This is a genomic window from Acinetobacter proteolyticus (assembly GCF_000367945.1).
GTDB classification, from domain to species: Bacteria; Pseudomonadota; Gammaproteobacteria; order Pseudomonadales; family Moraxellaceae; genus Acinetobacter; species Acinetobacter proteolyticus.
This window is the reverse complement of record NZ_KB849179.1, coordinates 1351724-1367686: the sequence shown is the minus strand read 5'-3', so window position 1 is coordinate 1367686 and position 15963 is coordinate 1351724. Positions and strand designations below refer to the sequence as shown.

General features: G+C 41.1%; 16 protein-coding genes. 15 read left to right on the top strand and 1 reads right to left on the bottom strand.

What is annotated here, in order from left to right:
* Nucleotide 1: 1 nt before the first annotated feature.
* From F993_RS10325 to F993_RS10370, 10 genes are all read left to right on the top strand, one after another.
* On the top strand, nucleotides 2-841 hold the full coding sequence (locus tag F993_RS10325) for an ABC transporter permease (protein ID WP_004654135.1): 840 nt from the start codon (nucleotides 2-4) through the stop codon (nucleotides 839-841).
* Between the two features lie 12 nt (nucleotides 842-853).
* Nucleotides 854-1651: an ABC transporter permease gene (locus tag F993_RS10330; RefSeq protein ID WP_004654133.1), complete on the top strand. Its 798-nt coding sequence runs from the start codon at nucleotides 854-856 to the stop codon at nucleotides 1649-1651.
* A gap of 10 nt (nucleotides 1652-1661) precedes the next feature.
* On the top strand, nucleotides 1662-2750 hold the full coding sequence (locus tag F993_RS10335) for an ABC transporter substrate-binding protein (protein ID WP_004654131.1): 1089 nt from the start codon (nucleotides 1662-1664) through the stop codon (nucleotides 2748-2750).
* The gene (locus tag F993_RS10340) at nucleotides 2747-3577 is read left to right on the top strand and encodes an ABC transporter ATP-binding protein (RefSeq protein ID WP_004654129.1); all 831 of its coding nucleotides are present in this window, start codon (nucleotides 2747-2749) and stop codon (nucleotides 3575-3577) included. Before F993_RS10335 ends, F993_RS10340 begins: the two co-directional genes overlap by 4 nt.
* A 35-nt stretch (nucleotides 3578-3612) precedes the next feature.
* Nucleotides 3613-4470 carry an ABC transporter permease gene (locus tag F993_RS10345; RefSeq protein ID WP_004654127.1) on the top strand — a complete coding sequence of 286 codons (858 nt, stop codon included), beginning with the start codon at nucleotides 3613-3615 and terminating at the stop codon, nucleotides 4468-4470.
* A gap of 13 nt (nucleotides 4471-4483) precedes the next feature.
* Complete coding sequence (locus F993_RS10350; protein ID WP_004654125.1) at nucleotides 4484-5518, top strand: ABC transporter substrate-binding protein; 1035 nt, start codon at nucleotides 4484-4486, stop codon at nucleotides 5516-5518.
* A gap of 124 nt (nucleotides 5519-5642) precedes the next feature.
* Nucleotides 5643-6770, top strand: a complete 1128-nt coding sequence (locus tag F993_RS10355; RefSeq protein ID WP_004654123.1) for a sigma-54 interaction domain-containing protein — start codon at nucleotides 5643-5645, stop codon at nucleotides 6768-6770.
* A gap of 197 nt (nucleotides 6771-6967) precedes the next feature.
* The gene (locus F993_RS10360; protein ID WP_004654121.1) at nucleotides 6968-7183 is read left to right on the top strand and encodes a TOBE domain-containing protein; all 216 of its coding nucleotides are present in this window, start codon (nucleotides 6968-6970) and stop codon (nucleotides 7181-7183) included.
* 70 nt (nucleotides 7184-7253) lie between these two features.
* Nucleotides 7254-8078, top strand: a complete 825-nt coding sequence (locus F993_RS10365; protein ID WP_004654119.1) for an ABC transporter ATP-binding protein — start codon at nucleotides 7254-7256, stop codon at nucleotides 8076-8078.
* A gap of 173 nt (nucleotides 8079-8251) precedes the next feature.
* A complete protein-coding gene (locus F993_RS10370) occupies nucleotides 8252-9184 on the top strand; it encodes a TauD/TfdA dioxygenase family protein (protein WP_004654118.1) in 933 nt (310 codons plus the stop codon).
* A 29-nt stretch (nucleotides 9185-9213) separates the two neighbouring features.
* On the opposite strand, the gene F993_RS10375 is transcribed toward F993_RS10370, so the two are convergent.
* Nucleotides 9214-9831 carry a TetR/AcrR family transcriptional regulator gene (locus F993_RS10375; protein ID WP_004654117.1) on the bottom strand — a complete coding sequence of 206 codons (618 nt, stop codon included), beginning with the start codon at nucleotides 9829-9831 and terminating at the stop codon, nucleotides 9214-9216.
* A 487-nt stretch (nucleotides 9832-10318) separates the two neighbouring features.
* Here F993_RS10375 and F993_RS10380 point away from each other — a divergent pair, with 487 nt between their 5' ends.
* From F993_RS10380 to F993_RS10400, 5 genes are all read left to right on the top strand, one after another.
* Nucleotides 10319-11278 (top strand): metal-dependent hydrolase, encoded by a 960-nt coding sequence (locus F993_RS10380; protein WP_004654115.1) that lies wholly within the window; start codon nucleotides 10319-10321, stop codon nucleotides 11276-11278.
* A gap of 200 nt (nucleotides 11279-11478) precedes the next feature.
* Nucleotides 11479-12453, top strand: a complete 975-nt coding sequence (locus F993_RS10385) for a metal-dependent hydrolase (RefSeq protein ID WP_004654113.1) — start codon at nucleotides 11479-11481, stop codon at nucleotides 12451-12453.
* Between the two features lie 38 nt (nucleotides 12454-12491).
* A complete protein-coding gene (locus tag F993_RS10390; RefSeq protein ID WP_004654111.1) occupies nucleotides 12492-13316 on the top strand; it encodes an SDR family NAD(P)-dependent oxidoreductase in 825 nt (274 codons plus the stop codon).
* A gap of 94 nt (nucleotides 13317-13410) precedes the next feature.
* Nucleotides 13411-14931 carry a flavin-containing monooxygenase gene (locus F993_RS10395; RefSeq protein WP_004654108.1) on the top strand — a complete coding sequence of 507 codons (1521 nt, stop codon included), beginning with the start codon at nucleotides 13411-13413 and terminating at the stop codon, nucleotides 14929-14931.
* A 96-nt stretch (nucleotides 14932-15027) separates the two neighbouring features.
* Complete coding sequence (locus F993_RS10400; RefSeq protein WP_004654106.1) at nucleotides 15028-15906, top strand: class I SAM-dependent methyltransferase; 879 nt, start codon at nucleotides 15028-15030, stop codon at nucleotides 15904-15906.
* Nucleotides 15907-15963: the final 57 nt, after the last annotated feature.

Sequence of the window (15963 nt, the reverse complement as noted above, 5' to 3'; positions counted from 1 at the left end):
AATGAGTAGCATCGAAACTCCATTAGAAAATGAACACACTTGGCAGCGGATCAATTTAGGCCCTTATTTAAAACAGTTTGGGTTCTGGATTGCCCGTATTGTATTGGCATTGATTGTTCCTGCGATTGTATTGGCAATTTGGCAGTATGCGGTGCAGAAACAATGGTTAGCTGAGCAGATTTTGCCAAGTCCGGCCTTGGTTTGGCAAACCACCTTGGAACTAATCGATACGCATGAATTGCAAGACAATTTATGGATTAGCTTAAAACGGGTGGCTTGGAGTGTTTTAGTGGGCGGCAGTATCGGGTTGTTATTGGGTTTTCTCATCGGATTATCGCGTATTGCGCATCGATTTATTTATCCAACTTTTAATTTAATTGCGCAATTTCCAGTGATTGGCTGGATTCCATTGCTGATGATTTTCTTAGGCATCGATGAAAGCTTAAAAATTGCGGCGATTTCGCTTGCTGTATTTGTACCTGTGTTGGTTGCGACCTATCGCAGTGTATTGAATGTTCCAACACATTTATTGGAAGTCTCGAAAGTATATGCCTTTAGTACGGGTCAAACTTTTCGACGCGTCATTTTACCTTCTGCCTTACCGAATATTGTCAGTGGCTTACGTCAGGGCATTATGCAAGCGTGGTTGTCCCTAGTATTTGTCGAACTGTTAGCGAGTAGTGAAGGAATTGGTTATCTGATTGTGTGGGGACGACAACTGATTCAACCCGACATTATTTTTATGGCAGTGATCGTAATAGGCATTGTTGGCTTTGTCCTCGATCACATTTTGGGGTGGGTTGAACATGGGTTTAGCCATTGGCAACGTCGTGCATTTTAGGGGAGATAGGATATGTCGAATACTGAAAAATTGGATAGAACGAAGCAAGCATTCAATTTAACTCATCTGCAATTTTATGGCTTGGTGCTTCCAATTGCATTCATCTTGCTGTGGGCGATTGCTTCTCACTTAAATTGGGTCAATCCTAAACTCATTCCAGCACCTTTCGAAGTAGTCAAAATCGCTATTTATCAATTTCAGCAACAAGAGTTTTGGGTCGGTTTAGGTGCAAGTCTATTTCGTGATTTGGCTGGTTTTGTGATTGGAAGTGTATTGGCCATTATTTTCGGTATTGTGGTCGGTGTCTCCCGTTGGGCCAATTATTTATTTCTGCCAAGTTTTAATGTGCTGCGTCAGATTTCCTTGTTTGCATGGCTTCCGCTGATCACCACCTTCTTGGATTATGGCAATAGCGCAAAAATCTTATTTATCGTGCTTTCCGTTTTTTATCCCGTGGCCTTACATACCATTGATGGGGTCAGACAAATCCCGTTGCAACAATACGAAGTTGCCAAAGTTTATCAATTTAATGCTTGGCAAACGCTCAGCAAACTGATTTTACCTGCTGCTGCAACGCAAATCTTTTTGGGGTTACAACTCGGTTTGATTTTCGCTTGGGTGGCGACCATCGGGGCAGAGTTTCTGTTGGCAAATTATGGTGTTGGACTGGGCAATATCGTGATTCGAGGACGGGCTGCATTAGATGTTGGCTTGATTGTATTTGGCTTAATCATTATTGGTTTTATTGGTGTAGCGTGGAATTACTTCGCTAATTGGGCTGAGCGTCGTATTTTGCTTTGGCGACCTTAGGAGAACAAAAATGAAACAACAACAAAGTTTTGGACAGTATTTTAGAGGTCGCTTGAAAGGGCTAGGTCAGCTCAGCATCTTCAGTTTAATCGTGTTGGCTTTGGCCGCTTGTAGTAAGGACTCAGAAGTGCCTCCCAATCAGGTACATGAACTCCGCTACCAATCTTTAACCAGTGTAGTGTCATTGCCTGAGCTGGCTGAAGACTTGGGTTATTTAGGTGACTTAAAGCTGAAATATGTGGGGAGTGTGCAAGGTGGTCCTCAGGATTTACAGGCTTTGACCACGGGTGATGTAGATGTGGCAACTGCATTTGACGGTGCAATCATCAAATTAGCTGCTGCGGGCATCAAGATCAAAGCGGTGGTTGCCTCGTATGGGAGTGATGATAAAAGCTGGGTGGGCTATTACGTCCCGAATAATAGTCAGATTCATTCAGCGCGTGATTTGATCGGCAAAAAAGTGGCAGTAAACACTTTGGGTGCACATTATGAATTTGTTTTAAAAGACTATTTAGCTCGCCAAGGTTTAAGTAATGATGAAATCAATCAAGTTGAATTCGTAGTGTTGCCTCCCACCAATACCGAACAAGCTTTACGTGCTGGACAGGTGGATGCTGCTGCACTGGTTTCTATTTTCCAAGACAAGGCCTTGGAACGCGGTGGTCTAAGAAAACTGGTCTCGGATACTGATTTATATGGCAGTTTTACCGCAGGCAGTTATGTCTTTACCGAGAAGTTTATTCAACAACATCCAGAAGTGGTCAAGCAATTTGTCACAGGTGTGGCCAAAGCCGTGGAATGGACTAAGCAAACACCACGTGAGCAAGTCTTGGCACGCTTTAAAAGCATTATTGAAAAAAGAAAACGCAATGAAAGCGATGTATTGATGCAGTACTGGCGCAGCTATGGCGTGGTCAGCCAAGGTGGTTTGCTCAATGCTGCGCAATACCAACGTTGGATCGACCTATTTGTAAAAAGAGGCGAGTTCAAACCTAATCAGATTAACGCGGATAGCTTATTTACCAACCAGTTTAATCCCTACGCAAGTGAAAACAAAAATGTAGCTGACGGTCAGTACAGTAAGGAGCATAGCCAATGAGCACAAAATTAAAAATTGAAAATGTTTATAAGTCTTTTGCTGCCAAAAAAGTCAAAGGCGCAAAAGTCCAAGCAGAAGATTTTGTAGCGGTTGAAAATCTGTCTTTAGACGTGAAGGCGGGTGAGTTTGTTGCCATTGTTGGTCCGAGTGGATGCGGAAAATCAACATTGCTGGATCTTTTGGCTGGTTTGACGACTCCGACCACGGGTCAAATTCTGATTGATGGACAAGCCATTAAAAAACCGGGGTTGGATCGTGGCATTGTCTTTCAGCAATATGCACTGTTTCCATGGTTGACCGCGCTACAAAATATTGAGTTTGGTCTGGATGCCAAGGGGGTCAGTAAAGAACAGCGTTATCAAACCGCAAAGTATTTTTTAAATCTGGTCGGGTTGGCTGAATTTGAACATCATTATCCCAATGAGCTTTCAGGTGGCATGAAGCAGCGTGTTGCAATTGCCAGAAGTTTGGCCTATGACCCTGACATTTTATTGATGGATGAACCTTTTGCAGCACTGGATGCGCAGACCCGTGAAACCTTACAGGCTGAATTGGTAAAAATTTGGCAACAGACTCAGAAGACCATCATTTTTATTACCCATAGCATTGATGAAGCAATCTATTTGGGGCAGCGCATTGCCATTATGACCTCACGCCCTGGACGCATTAAGCAGGTGATTGAAGTGCCTGCTGCATTGCGAAGTGATCAGGAGGATGTGCGTTCCAGTCCCGAGTTTAACCAGTTGCGTCATCAAATCTGGAGCTTATTGCGCGAAGAAGTCTTGAAAGCACAAGCGCAAGAAAAACAAAAGCAACTGGTGGCTTAAGTCCAATATTCAATCATTAAACATTAGAGGTCATTATGTCGAGTTCAAAAGATACCTTAACCTTTCCAAAATCGATTCAGCAGCGATCGATTCGCTCAACCCAAAAGACCAAATCTTTTGGGGCTGATGTAAATTTAACTTGGTTGTCTACAACATTTAAACGATCAGCTGCAATTTTATTATTTTTAGCTGTTTGGGAAATTGTGCCACGCATTGGTTTGGTTGATTCTGCTTTCTTGCCAGCCTTTTCCGCTGTGTTACTTAGCGGCTGGAATCTGATCCAGAATGGTCAGCTACTCACGCATGTACAAGCCAGTTTGATTCGCTCGCTCAGCGGGTTTCTTTTCGCAATTCTGATTGCAATTCCACTCGGTTTAGCCATCGGTTGGTACACACGGTTTTCCGAATTTCTGAATCCATTGCTTGAAGTGTTCCGTAATACGGCTGCATTAGCTTTATTGCCTGTGTTTATTCTTTTTCTTGGGATTGGTGAAAGTTCGAAAATTGCATTGGTGACCTATGCCTGCACATGGCCAATTCTATTGAATACCATTAGTGGTGTTCGTAATGTTGACCCACTGTTGATCAAGTCCGCCCGAACCATGGGACTGAGTCCAGTGCAACTGTTCCGTAAAGTGATTTTACCCGCCGCGATCCCAACGATTTTTGTGGGGGTGCGTTTGGCAGGTTCATTCTCAGTGTTGATGTTAATTGCTGCTGAAATGGTCGGGGCGAAAGCCGGTTTAGGCTATCTGATTAACTATGCACAATATAACTTCCAGATTCCTGAAATGTTCTTTGGCATTATTAGCATTACCAGCATTGGCTTGCTGTTCAACTATAGTCTACTTGCGATTGAAAAGCGTATAACCGCTTGGAAAATAGAACGATAGTCAGGAGAAGATGATGCATCAGCAAGACTGGAAAAAATATCTAGGCAGAATGGGTTCTGTGATTGTGATGTCTGTGCTGTTGTGGGGATGTAGCAAACCAGAGCCGAAAGTGGTACGAAGTGATGGTCTTGAATCTTTAGTATTTAGATATTTAGGTTCACCTGGTGTGGTGACGCCATTAGAGCTAGCTGAAGACTTGGGCTATCTTGCGCCAATCAAATTGAGCTATCAGGGAGTTTCTACAGGCGGACCACAAGGAATTCAATCTGCATTATCGGGAGATAGTGATATTAGCAGTCCAAGTTTTGCAGGCTCGGCCGTCAAAATGGTGGCCAGTGGCGTACCGGGAACTGTGGTGATTGCCGCATATGGCACTTTTGATGATCCTTTTGCAGGTTATTATGTACTTGAGAATAGTCCGATTCATTCTGCTAAAGACTTAATTGGCAAAAAGGTAGGCACTAATATTCTGGGTGCACAAGTGGAATACATGCTCAAGACTTATTTAAAAAAAGGAGGACTGAGCCCTGAACAAATCAGTCAGGTCACGCTTGTGGTTTTGCCGCCTGGTTCCGCAGAGCAAGCTTTACGAAGTGGTCATGTTGATTTGGCGCCGTTGGCAGGCCCAGCGATAGAACGTGGTGGGGTACGCCGTCTTTATCGGGACTATGATTTGGTGGGTGATCTCACCACGGGCAGTTATGTCATGGCGAATCGTTATATTGCAGAACATCCCAATACCACCCGTAAAGTGGTTACAGGGATTGCTCAAGCGATTGAATGGTCAAGACAACAGCCTAGAGATCAGGTGATTGCACGCTTCGAGCAGATTTTGCAAAAGCGTAAACGTCCTGAAAATGGCGCAATGTTAAAATATTGGACTCAGTGGGGTATTCCAAGCGAAGCAGCTAAATTTAAAGATGGTGATTTTAAAATATGGGTCGATAATCTAATTGAAGAAGGACAATTAAAACAAAACCAGATTGATTATAAAAAGATATATAGCAATCAATATAATGAATATAGCCAAAAAAAATATAATTTTTAATTTAATTAAGAATGATTTTTTCTATTTTAATAAATGGAAATAACAAAGGTGAATTATTGATTTCTATTTAAACCAATAGTCATGCAAGATAACTTCTCTTTTCGAACAATAGGGAAGTAAATGCATGTCATTCATTACTTATCCACAAAATCATACCTTAACGCGGACTGAGCGTGCGACAGCCATGGTTTTTGAAGATCAAAAATCAAAAGATTTGCTGGACCGTATTGAACAGATTGCACCGAGCGAGGCCAGTGTTCTGATTATTGGAAATACCGGAACAGGTAAGGAACTGGTTGCAAGGCAAGTGCATATGATGAGCCAGCGTAGTCGAGGTCCTTTTGTGGCAGTAAATTGTGGTGCATTTACTGAATCACTGGCTGAAAGTGAGTTATTTGGACACGAAAAAGGTGCATTTACCGGAGCAATCAATAGTAAGGCAGGATGGTTCGAAGCAGCCAATCATGGCACCTTGTTCTTGGATGAGGTGGGTGATTTATCTCCAGCGATGCAGGTCAAATTATTAAGGGTGTTACAAGAACGCGAGATTGTTCGGGTGGGTTCACTTAAGCCGATTAAACTCAATGTTCGTGTGATTGCCGCAACCAATGTGCATCTGGATGAAGCGGTACAAGCAGGTAAGTTTAGAGAAGATTTGTTCTATCGCTTGAACGTGGCATTGCTGAAAGTATCACCCTTGGCAGAACGTCCTGGCGATATTCTACCCCTAGCAAACTTCTTTATTGCACAGTATTGCAAACGTTTGGGCTATCCAGTTGCAAGCCTAAGTCCAAGTGCGATACAGAAATTGTTGAGTTATAACTATCCGGGCAATATTCGTGAACTGGAAAACGCCATTCATCATGCTTTATTGGTTTGCAAGAATCATCAGATTCAGCCCACCGATTTTTGCTTTGCGTCCTTATCCAGTAGTTTGAATTTAAGACAAATTTCTGACTTGGAAAAAAGTACCCAGACCATTCCTCGGACTGATTTATTACCTAAACAAATGTTGCAGCATGCGTTATTGAATCTGTTTGAATCTTCACATGCATTGAAAAATGAAAATCTGGATCGCTTGATTGAAGAGGCGACCATTCGTATTGCCTATGAGTATTGTCACCGTAATCAGGTGCAAACTGCAAAGTTATTAGGGATTAGCCGTAACATTGTGCGTGCAAGATTGGTCAAATATGGATTGGTGGGAAACGATAAAGTGATGAATATAATGTTAGAAGAATTATTAAATTAAACAGAATCGATAATCAGGTGGCAGATGTTCACCTTTTTATTGCTTTAAAATTACTTTGCGGAAAAAATAATAATCAATGAAGTAAAATAAATATAACTTTTTAATCAAAAAATATTAAAAAATAATAGTTCTAAATATTGATGCTTTGCCTAATATAACAATCACAATTTATTGAAATAGTTATTAAGTGGTGAAAAATGAGTATTCCTCAAATTAATGTGCGTAATCAGTTTCGTGGCGTAGTAAAAGAAATCATTGAAGGAAGTGTAGTTTCTGAGGTAGATGTGGAAACACCAGCAGGGGTATTTACTTCAGTGATTACCACCCGTTCAGTTAAAAATCTAAATTTGGAATTAGGTAGTGAAGTGATTGTCTTAATTAAATCAACAGAAGTTGCATTGGCAAAGCTGTAGTAAATGATGGATAAATATAATAAATCCGTTTTTGTTATATTTTTAATTCCTATATTGTAGGGGGCTTAAAATGACATCATTTAATGTTGGATCAGTGCAAATTAATCATCTTAATAAATCCTATGGTCAGTACCAAGATCATGCACTTAAGGTTTTAGATGATGTTTCACTGAATATTCAAGCAGGGGAATTCGTCAGTATTGTGGGCAGCAGTGGTTGTGGAAAATCAACTTTACTTCGTTTGCTGGTTGGTTTAGATGATCAATTCGAAGGAAAAATTCTGGTTGATGGTCAGCCGATTGATGGCACCAGTTTGGAGCGAGGAATTGTGTTCCAAGATCACCGCTTATTTCCATGGTTGAATGTGCAGGATAATATTCGGGTTGCGTTATTAAACAGTCAACTCACACGAAAGGAGCAGGATCAACTCATTGATGAGCATATTGAATTGGTTGGGCTAAGCAAGTTTAAACAAGCTTATCCTGCACAGCTTTCAGGTGGGATGAGCCAACGTGTTGCCATTGCCAGAAGCTTGATTAATCGACCTAAGATTTTATTGCTGGATGAGCCATTTGGTGCTCTAGATGCGCTTACCCGAGCAAATTTGCAAAAGGAGCTACAACGGATTTGGCAGGCTGAAAAAATTACCATGATTATCGTGACACATGATGTTGAGGAGGCGGTATTTCTTGGTGATCGTGTAGTGGTCATGCAACCGAATCCAGGCCGAATCAAGCGGATTGTTCCCGTTAACTTGGCGCATCCACGGGTACGGGAGGATGTGCGACTGTCTGCCATTCGAAATGATATTTTGACTGATTTTAGTCATGTGGATGATGATCATTTAATTATTCCTCCCACAAAAGAATTTAATCAATTTCAGTTTGCTTGGTAAATCCAAGTGAACTGATTTTATAATCATAAAAATGACTAAATTAATATAAAAATATTGCTTCTTAAATTTAGTCGTTTACATATATTTAAATCAATCACTGTATATATAGTGATTGGGGAAGATTGAATAAAGCTCAATGCTTTTAAAATAATCAATGATGGATAGGAACGATAATGACCGTACTCACACAACTCTCAGCCGCGATCGAAAGCGCACCACGTTGGCATGAATATAAAAAACATAGCTTGGACACCGTACAAATTACACCGATCAAAGGGGCTTTGGGCGCGATCGTGACAGGACTAGATGCCAGTCAGCCACAAAGCTCGGAAGTGATTTTGAAGCTCAAAAAAGCATTGCATGAGCATTTAATTCTTGTGTTCAAGTCACAAGACCTAGAAGATCATGACCTACTTGCTTTTGCCAGCTATTTTGGCGGAATCTTCCGTCCGCCCACAGATGTCCCTGTATTGGCAACAAATCATGATACGCATGTTCCACCAGACATTGTGCCTGTATCCAATGCCGTTGGTGAGGGGGATTATACTGGGCATGGTGAATTGACACCGCATAGTGACCATCACTGGACACCACAACCGTCTAGCGGCTCTTTACTTTATGCGATTGAAATTCCTAAAGATGGTGGAGCAACCAGCTGGTACAATACGGTACAGGCCTATGAAGATCTTGATCAAGCAACCAAAGACGAAATTGATGGTTTACAACTGATCACCTATAACCCTTTCTTGCGTCTTAAAGACAAGAGTCCCATTCCCAAATACCGCTTCTCAGATCAACCGACCTTAGGTTCTGCTTTTCCGCATCCATTGGTGCGTACCCATTCTGAAAGTGGTCGACGTGGTATTTATTTAGATGCGCAGACAGAGGTAGAAGTGGTTGGCTATGATGATCAGAAAGGCTCAGCTTTGATTGAACGTTTAAGAGCGCATATTGTACAACCACAGTATCGCTATGAGCATCAATGGGAAATTGGCGATATTGTGTATTGGGATAATCAGTTGACCTTGCACTCACGTACCGCTTTTCCTGCTGAGCAGCGTCGTTTATTGAAACGAGTCAGTCTAGCGGGTGCAAGACCCTTTTAAGATTATTCAGCCAGCGTAAGCTGGCTTTTTTAAGGCTCTGCTCTGGCTAATTCGGCTTCAATATAGCTAATAATCATGGTACTTAAACCTTTTACCATTTCATCAAAGCTGATTTGAGGATTCGGTAAGATCAAATGACGGGCAACATTGAAGATACTGCTGTTGATACTGATATAGGCGGTAACGCTGAGATTATTGACTTTTAAGTATCTAGGATGGCGGATCATGTATTTCATCAACACCTCCATCAGTGCCATTTCAATTTGTCCTATATATTTTTCGTATTTCAGTTCAGTTGCATAGCGCAGGCATATCAGATAACGATCATCATCACGGGTCAGTAAATCACGGAAAGTATAAAAAATCATTTCAAATAACGGTTCTAGTTCTTGCTCGATCATAATCGGCGTCAGTTCTTTCACCATATCCAAGACTTCTTTGACGAAGGTTTTTGCCATTGCGTCATAGATCTCTTCTTTATTTTTAAAATACTCATATAAAGAGCCAACACTGACCCCAGCAATATCTGCAATATGCCGAGTGGTGGTGCCACTGGTCCCGTTGGTGGCAACCGCAATAAAGCCCGCTTCAATAATCGTGTCTACGGTCACTTTAGATCGTGACTGACGTGGTTTACGTGTCGCCATAAAGTCATATTGTTAAAATCCGAACATAACGTCAGATTAACATGTCAATGAAAGCGAAGAAAGTAGCTGTAAATTAATCCGAACAAATAAAGTTACTAACTTTGTCATATTGCAATTTTATTTGTAATATTTTCTATTTTTAGGAAGACTATTTAATTATGTGTAGATATTTTTCACTATTATAATTAATTTATATATTTGATATTTATCATTAAAAACTAATAAAATGAAATGCTGCCACAGATTTTTAAACCAACAAACTTTCCTTGCTGCGATGTCATAAAGCTCAAAATATCTGCGGAAATTACCCGAATTGAATCCGAACATAAGATCGGTTTACAGTGGGTCTAGAAGAGGAACTGGTTCATAAAAATCTCCCGAATGTTTTTTCGTAGATCAGATGCGATCGATGCTATGAAAAGAGATGAACCAAATGCAACGCATGTAAAAGGGCAAAAGACGCTCAAGTGAGTAGGTAGGTGTAGCCATGATTAGCAACACATTAAAGAAAGGTTTAAGTCTATTTAAATCTAACCCAATAACTGAGCAAATTGATTTTGCAAGTAAAAAAACGATTCCTATTCGTCATTTGGCCATCGGATTTGAAGGCAAACAAGTTGATTTATCATTTTATATGAATAATCAGTTTGCCACGATTTTCTTTGCAACACTTTCTGTGTTCTTAACTTATGGTGAAGATCTGGTGATTGAAACTGCACGTCACCACCGCGATCAACTCAAAGATCCAATTTTAAAACAACGTGTAACCTCATTGATTGGTCAAGAAGCAATTCATTCAAAATTACACAATGAGTTTAACGATGCGATTGTTGAACTTGATTATCCAGTGAAACTCTATCGCTTCTTGGGCGAACAATTTTTTGAGCATATTTTCTTAAAATTTCCGCAACCGCTTAAACTATCATTGATGGCTGGTATTGAGCATTTCACTGCTGTTTTAGCAGAGTACATGATGGCACATGAGCAGAATTTCTATTTCTCGGATGATGCGAAAACACGTGCGTTGTGGATGTGGCACATGTTGGAAGAATCTGAGCATAAAGATGTAGCTTATGATGTCTATCAAACACTGAATGGTAACTATGCATTACGTATCTCAGGTTTCTTGCTTGCCTATTTCACCATTTTGGGATTGATTCCATTTTCGGCAACCATGGTGCCAATCTTACGTAAACCACAAGAAATGCTGACTTCGAAATTCTGGAAAGATGCACGTCGTGGTGTCAAGCTGATCTTTAGTCCGAAGGATGGTGTATTTGGTAGTACCCAAGGTCGTATTTTTGATTATTTACGTACCGATTTCCATCCGAATGATCATGATGCATCTGCATATTTTGAATATTACGAAAAGAAACTTCTATCAGAAGGCGGCGCCTTATATCCATTCTTTGTGAAGGAATTTACACCAAAGGTACAAGCCGCTTAATACTGAATGATGTATGCACAGTATATCTGTTATTACGCGCTGAGTTGGCAAAAAAGCTCAGCGTGTGATGAGCAGTTTGGTTCTTGTTGCCTATATTGTCGTCATGCACTATGCAAACAATCTTATCCAGTCGCTGTATGTAGAAATATACAAATTGGCTAAGCCTTTTTAGTAGTAAAGCCATTTTAGGGGATCAAGATATGGTCGCTCAAGTTCTTCGCAATGTCTTTTCAGACAAACTCAGTACCAAGTATCAAGGGATCGTTCAGAATCTTGCGAGTAAATCACCGATTCCAATTCGTCATTTTGATTTCAAGTTTAATCCAGCAGAATTGGACGAAAAGTTCTTTTTAAATAAAGAACTCGCAACCTCCTATTTTCATGCTTTATCTATCTTCTTAACCTTCGGTGAAGATGTGGTGATTGAAACAGCACGTCATCATCGTGATTTTATTGAAGACCCGATTTTAAAACAAAGACTCACATCACTGATTGGGCAAGAGGCGATTCATTCAAAAATCCATAACCAGTTTAATGATGAAGTGCTGAAGGAAAATGGCTATCCCGTTGAGCTACTTCGCGCAATTGCGGGTAAAGTTTTCGAATATGGGATTTATAAACTTCCACAATCGTTACAGCTTTCATTGATGGCAGGCATTGAACATTATACCGCTGTACTTGCTGAATTTATGATGCAACATGAAGACTATTTACTGGGTTCGCAAGATGAACGACAGCGCGCCATGTGGATGTGGCACATGTTGGAAGAATCAGAGCATAAAGACATTGCCTATGATGTCTTCCTCGAACTTTCAGGCAATTACTGGCTCAGAATAACAGGCTTTCTGTTGGCAAGCTTAACGATTCTTGGTGGAGTGTCATTGGGTGGTTATCTGATGCCGTTTGTACGTAAGCCGAGCAATCTAATTAATCCTCGATATATGAAAGATATTGTGGAAAGTACTGCGTTGTTATTTGGCAGCGAGCGTGGCGTATTTGGCAGCAGCTTTATGCATATTTTGGAATATCTGCGTCCAAGCTTTCATCCCAATGACCATGATACCACTGCGTATATGGCCTATTACAAAGAGCGTTTATTAAACCCTGAAACTGGTTTATTAAGCCCGTATTTCCTTAAAGAGTTTGTACCACCGGTACGTGCAGTCTCTGCATAACTGGGTCGCTATAAATATAAGATTGCTGGAATATAAACATGAAATTATTTGGGAAAAAATCCAAGCCAAGCCAAAAAGCATTTGCTGTGGTGACGGGTGCAGGAAGCGGGATTGGTCGTAGTTTTGCGCTTGAACTGGCAAAACGTGGCGGCACAGTTGTGTGTTCGGACATTAACCTTGATGCAGCAAAAGAAACGGTCGGTTTAGTTGAGGCACTTGGTGCCAAAGCTTTTGCTGTGCAATGTGATGTGGCCAAAGAAGAGCAAGTTAACCAGTTGGCTGAGCAGGCCCAGCAATTGATGCAGAACCCAGTTACATTGGTGATTAATAATGCTGGGATCGGTCTTGGAGGCAAGTTTGATGAAATGTCTTCTGAAGATTGGCATTGGTGCATGAATATTAATTTATGGGGTGTCATCCACGGCTGCCGCGCTTTTGTACCGAAGTTTAAACAGCTCGGTCAAGGTGCAATTATCAATGTGGCTTCCGCTGCATCGTATACTGCAGCACCAGAAATGACCGTCTATAACGTCTCTAAAGCAGGTGTTCGTGCCTTGTCCGAAACACTTTCGGCTGAACTGAGAAAACATAACATCAAAGTGAATGTGTTGTGTCCAACGTTAGTACCGACCAACATCATTAAAAATGGCAAAGTCCCGCATAAAGGGCTTTTAGATTATGCCTTAACCAATTTGGCGTTTACCACCAGTGACAAGGTCGCAAAATTGACTTTGGATCGTTTGGATAAAGGTGAGCTTTATACCATTCCACAAATCGATGCCAAGTTATTCTGGTTAATGAAACGTACTGCACCAAATTTATATGCCAAATTCTTAGGAACCTCATACCGATTCATGAAGTAACCCTAATTGAAGACACAATTTTAAGCATTGAAATAAGCGAAACCTGCACAGGCAATCTGCATATTTCAGTTGAATGAAGAAAGGATATTTTTAAATGACAGCTCAAGCAAAAAAATTAAACTCAGCTGAAGGAAAGGCACTACCACAACATATCTATGACACCTTTATTGTGGGTGCTGGTATTTCAGGTATTGCGACCGCAATTCGTCTTGATCAAGTGGGTTATAGCAACTACAAGATTATTGAAAAAGCGACACGGGTGGGGGGGACTTGGCGTGAAAATACTTACCCAGGTTGTGGCTGTGATGTTCCCTCGGCGCTGTATTCATACTCATTTGCACCAAGTGCAAAATGGAGTCATTTATTCGCTCGCCAACCTGAAATTCTGAGCTATTTAGAAGAAGTCAGCCAAGATTTTGGGGTGAGCTCAAAAATAGAGTTTGGTACTGAGTTGCTCAATGCGGCATGGGACAATGAACGTAATTTATGGGTAATGGACACCAATAAAGGGCAATTTTTGGCACGTACCACCATTTTTGCCACAGGGCCAATTACCGAAGCACAAATTCCTAAACTTGAAGGTCTAGAGACCTTTAAGGGAGAAATGTTCCATTCGGCGAAATGGAATCATGATTACGATCTAACTGGCAAGCGGATTGCGGTGATTGGGACGGGTGCTTCTGCGATTCAGTTCGTGCCGCAGATTCAACCATTGGCAAAAGAGCTCTATGTCTATCAACGTACAGCGCCTTGGGTGGTTCCGAAACCTGATACTGACTTGGGTGATGTCAGCAAAGCACTGATTGAGAAGTTTCCATTGATCCAAAAAACGTGGCGTCAAACAGTTGCCCAGTCACTGAATGCGATTAACTTTGGTTTACGAAATCCAGCAGTGTTAAAACCAGTGGGTGAGTTAGCCAAACTGATTTTACGCTTCCAGATTGAAGATCCTGAATTACGTAAAAACGTAACCCCGAACTTTACCATTGGTTGTAAACGACTTTTATTTGCAAACAACTACTATCCTGCTTTACAGCAGCCGAATACCAAGTTGATTCCGCACGGCTTGGTGAAAGTAGAAGGCAATACCGTAGTATCGGCGAATGGTGAACGTCACGAAGTCGATGTGATTATTTGGGGGACAGGTTTTGAAGTATCGCATCCGCCAATTGGTAAGCGTGTGACTAATGAAAAAGGTCAGATTCTCAATGATCTTTGGAAAAGCAGTTCACCAGAAGCTTATTTGGGTACCAGCATTGAAAATGTGCCGAACGCATTTTTGGTCTTAGGGCCAAATGTATTGGTGTACGACTCTTTTATTGGTTTGGCAGAAGCGCAACTCGACTATATTGTGGATGGCCTACTCAAAATCAGAGACAAAGGCATTGCCAAGTTGAACATCAAACCTGAAGTGATTAAACAGCATAATGAGTTGGTACAGAAACATCTAAAAACCACTGTGTTTAATGCAGGTGGTTGTAAGAGTTATTATTTAGATGCCAATGGTCGTAACTTTGCTGCTTGGCCTTGGTCGTTGAAAAAGTTAAAACAACGTTTAAAACGTATGGATTTGAATGATTACCAAGTGACCTATCAGACTGAAAAAACCAACTGATTTTTAGCTTAATTATCAAAAGCAGTAAATTTTATCTCGTGATGGAATTTGCTGCTTATTTTTTGCATGATAGATAGAAATACGGGGAAAATAACGATGAAAGAAGGACAATCAAGCCGAACGGCTGAAGCAGCGGCAGCATTGCGTGCCAATCATTTTCAAAATGCAGAAAATCCAGTTTTTTCGGACCCTTTTGCCTTTGAGTTGACTAGTCAAGGCTGGAAGGCTTTATTAAGTACGCCATTGACCGTGAAAATCATGAATTCATCAATCTTTAACCGCAGTTTCGGTTTACTGACTGGGCAGGTGGTTGGGCGTTCACGTTATGCAGAAGATCAACTCCATGCAGCGATTGAACGAGGCGTTACACAATATGTATTGGTGGGTGCGGGATTAGATTCATTTACTCTGAGACAAGCGCAACAACATCCACAACTCAAAATTTACGAAGTCGACCATCCTGATACCCAAGCGGCAAAACAAAGCAAGCTACGCCAATTTGGCGAGCTTCCTGCCAATGTTGAGTTTGTTGCGATTGATTTTGAAAAAGAGTCGATTGCTGATGCTTTGGCACGCAGTTCAATTAAACGGGATCAAGCGGCTTTTTTCTCTTGGTTGGGAACCACCCATTACCTTGAACCTGAAACGACTTTAAATACTTTGGCAAGCATTGCTCAGATTGCTGCGCAGGGAAGTGAAGTGGTGTTGGACTATTCGATTGATTATCGAGAGCTAGAGGGTATAGAACGTTTGGGAACTTTGTTTGTATCGCAATTTACCCGCTTTTTAAAAGAACCATTAAAAGGGCAATTTAGACCAAAAACATTGCATCAAACAGTTGCGCAAATGGGCTATCAAGTCATTGAGGACTTATCTGGAGATGGTTTGAGTGAGCGCTATTTTCAAGCCCGATCCGATCATATCCGTCATACCATTGCAACGCATATGTTGCATTTGCGTTTACAGCGTATTTGATTCAATTACACAAATGCAAAAAGCCCCTAAACACATTTGAGCGTTTAAGGGCAGTAT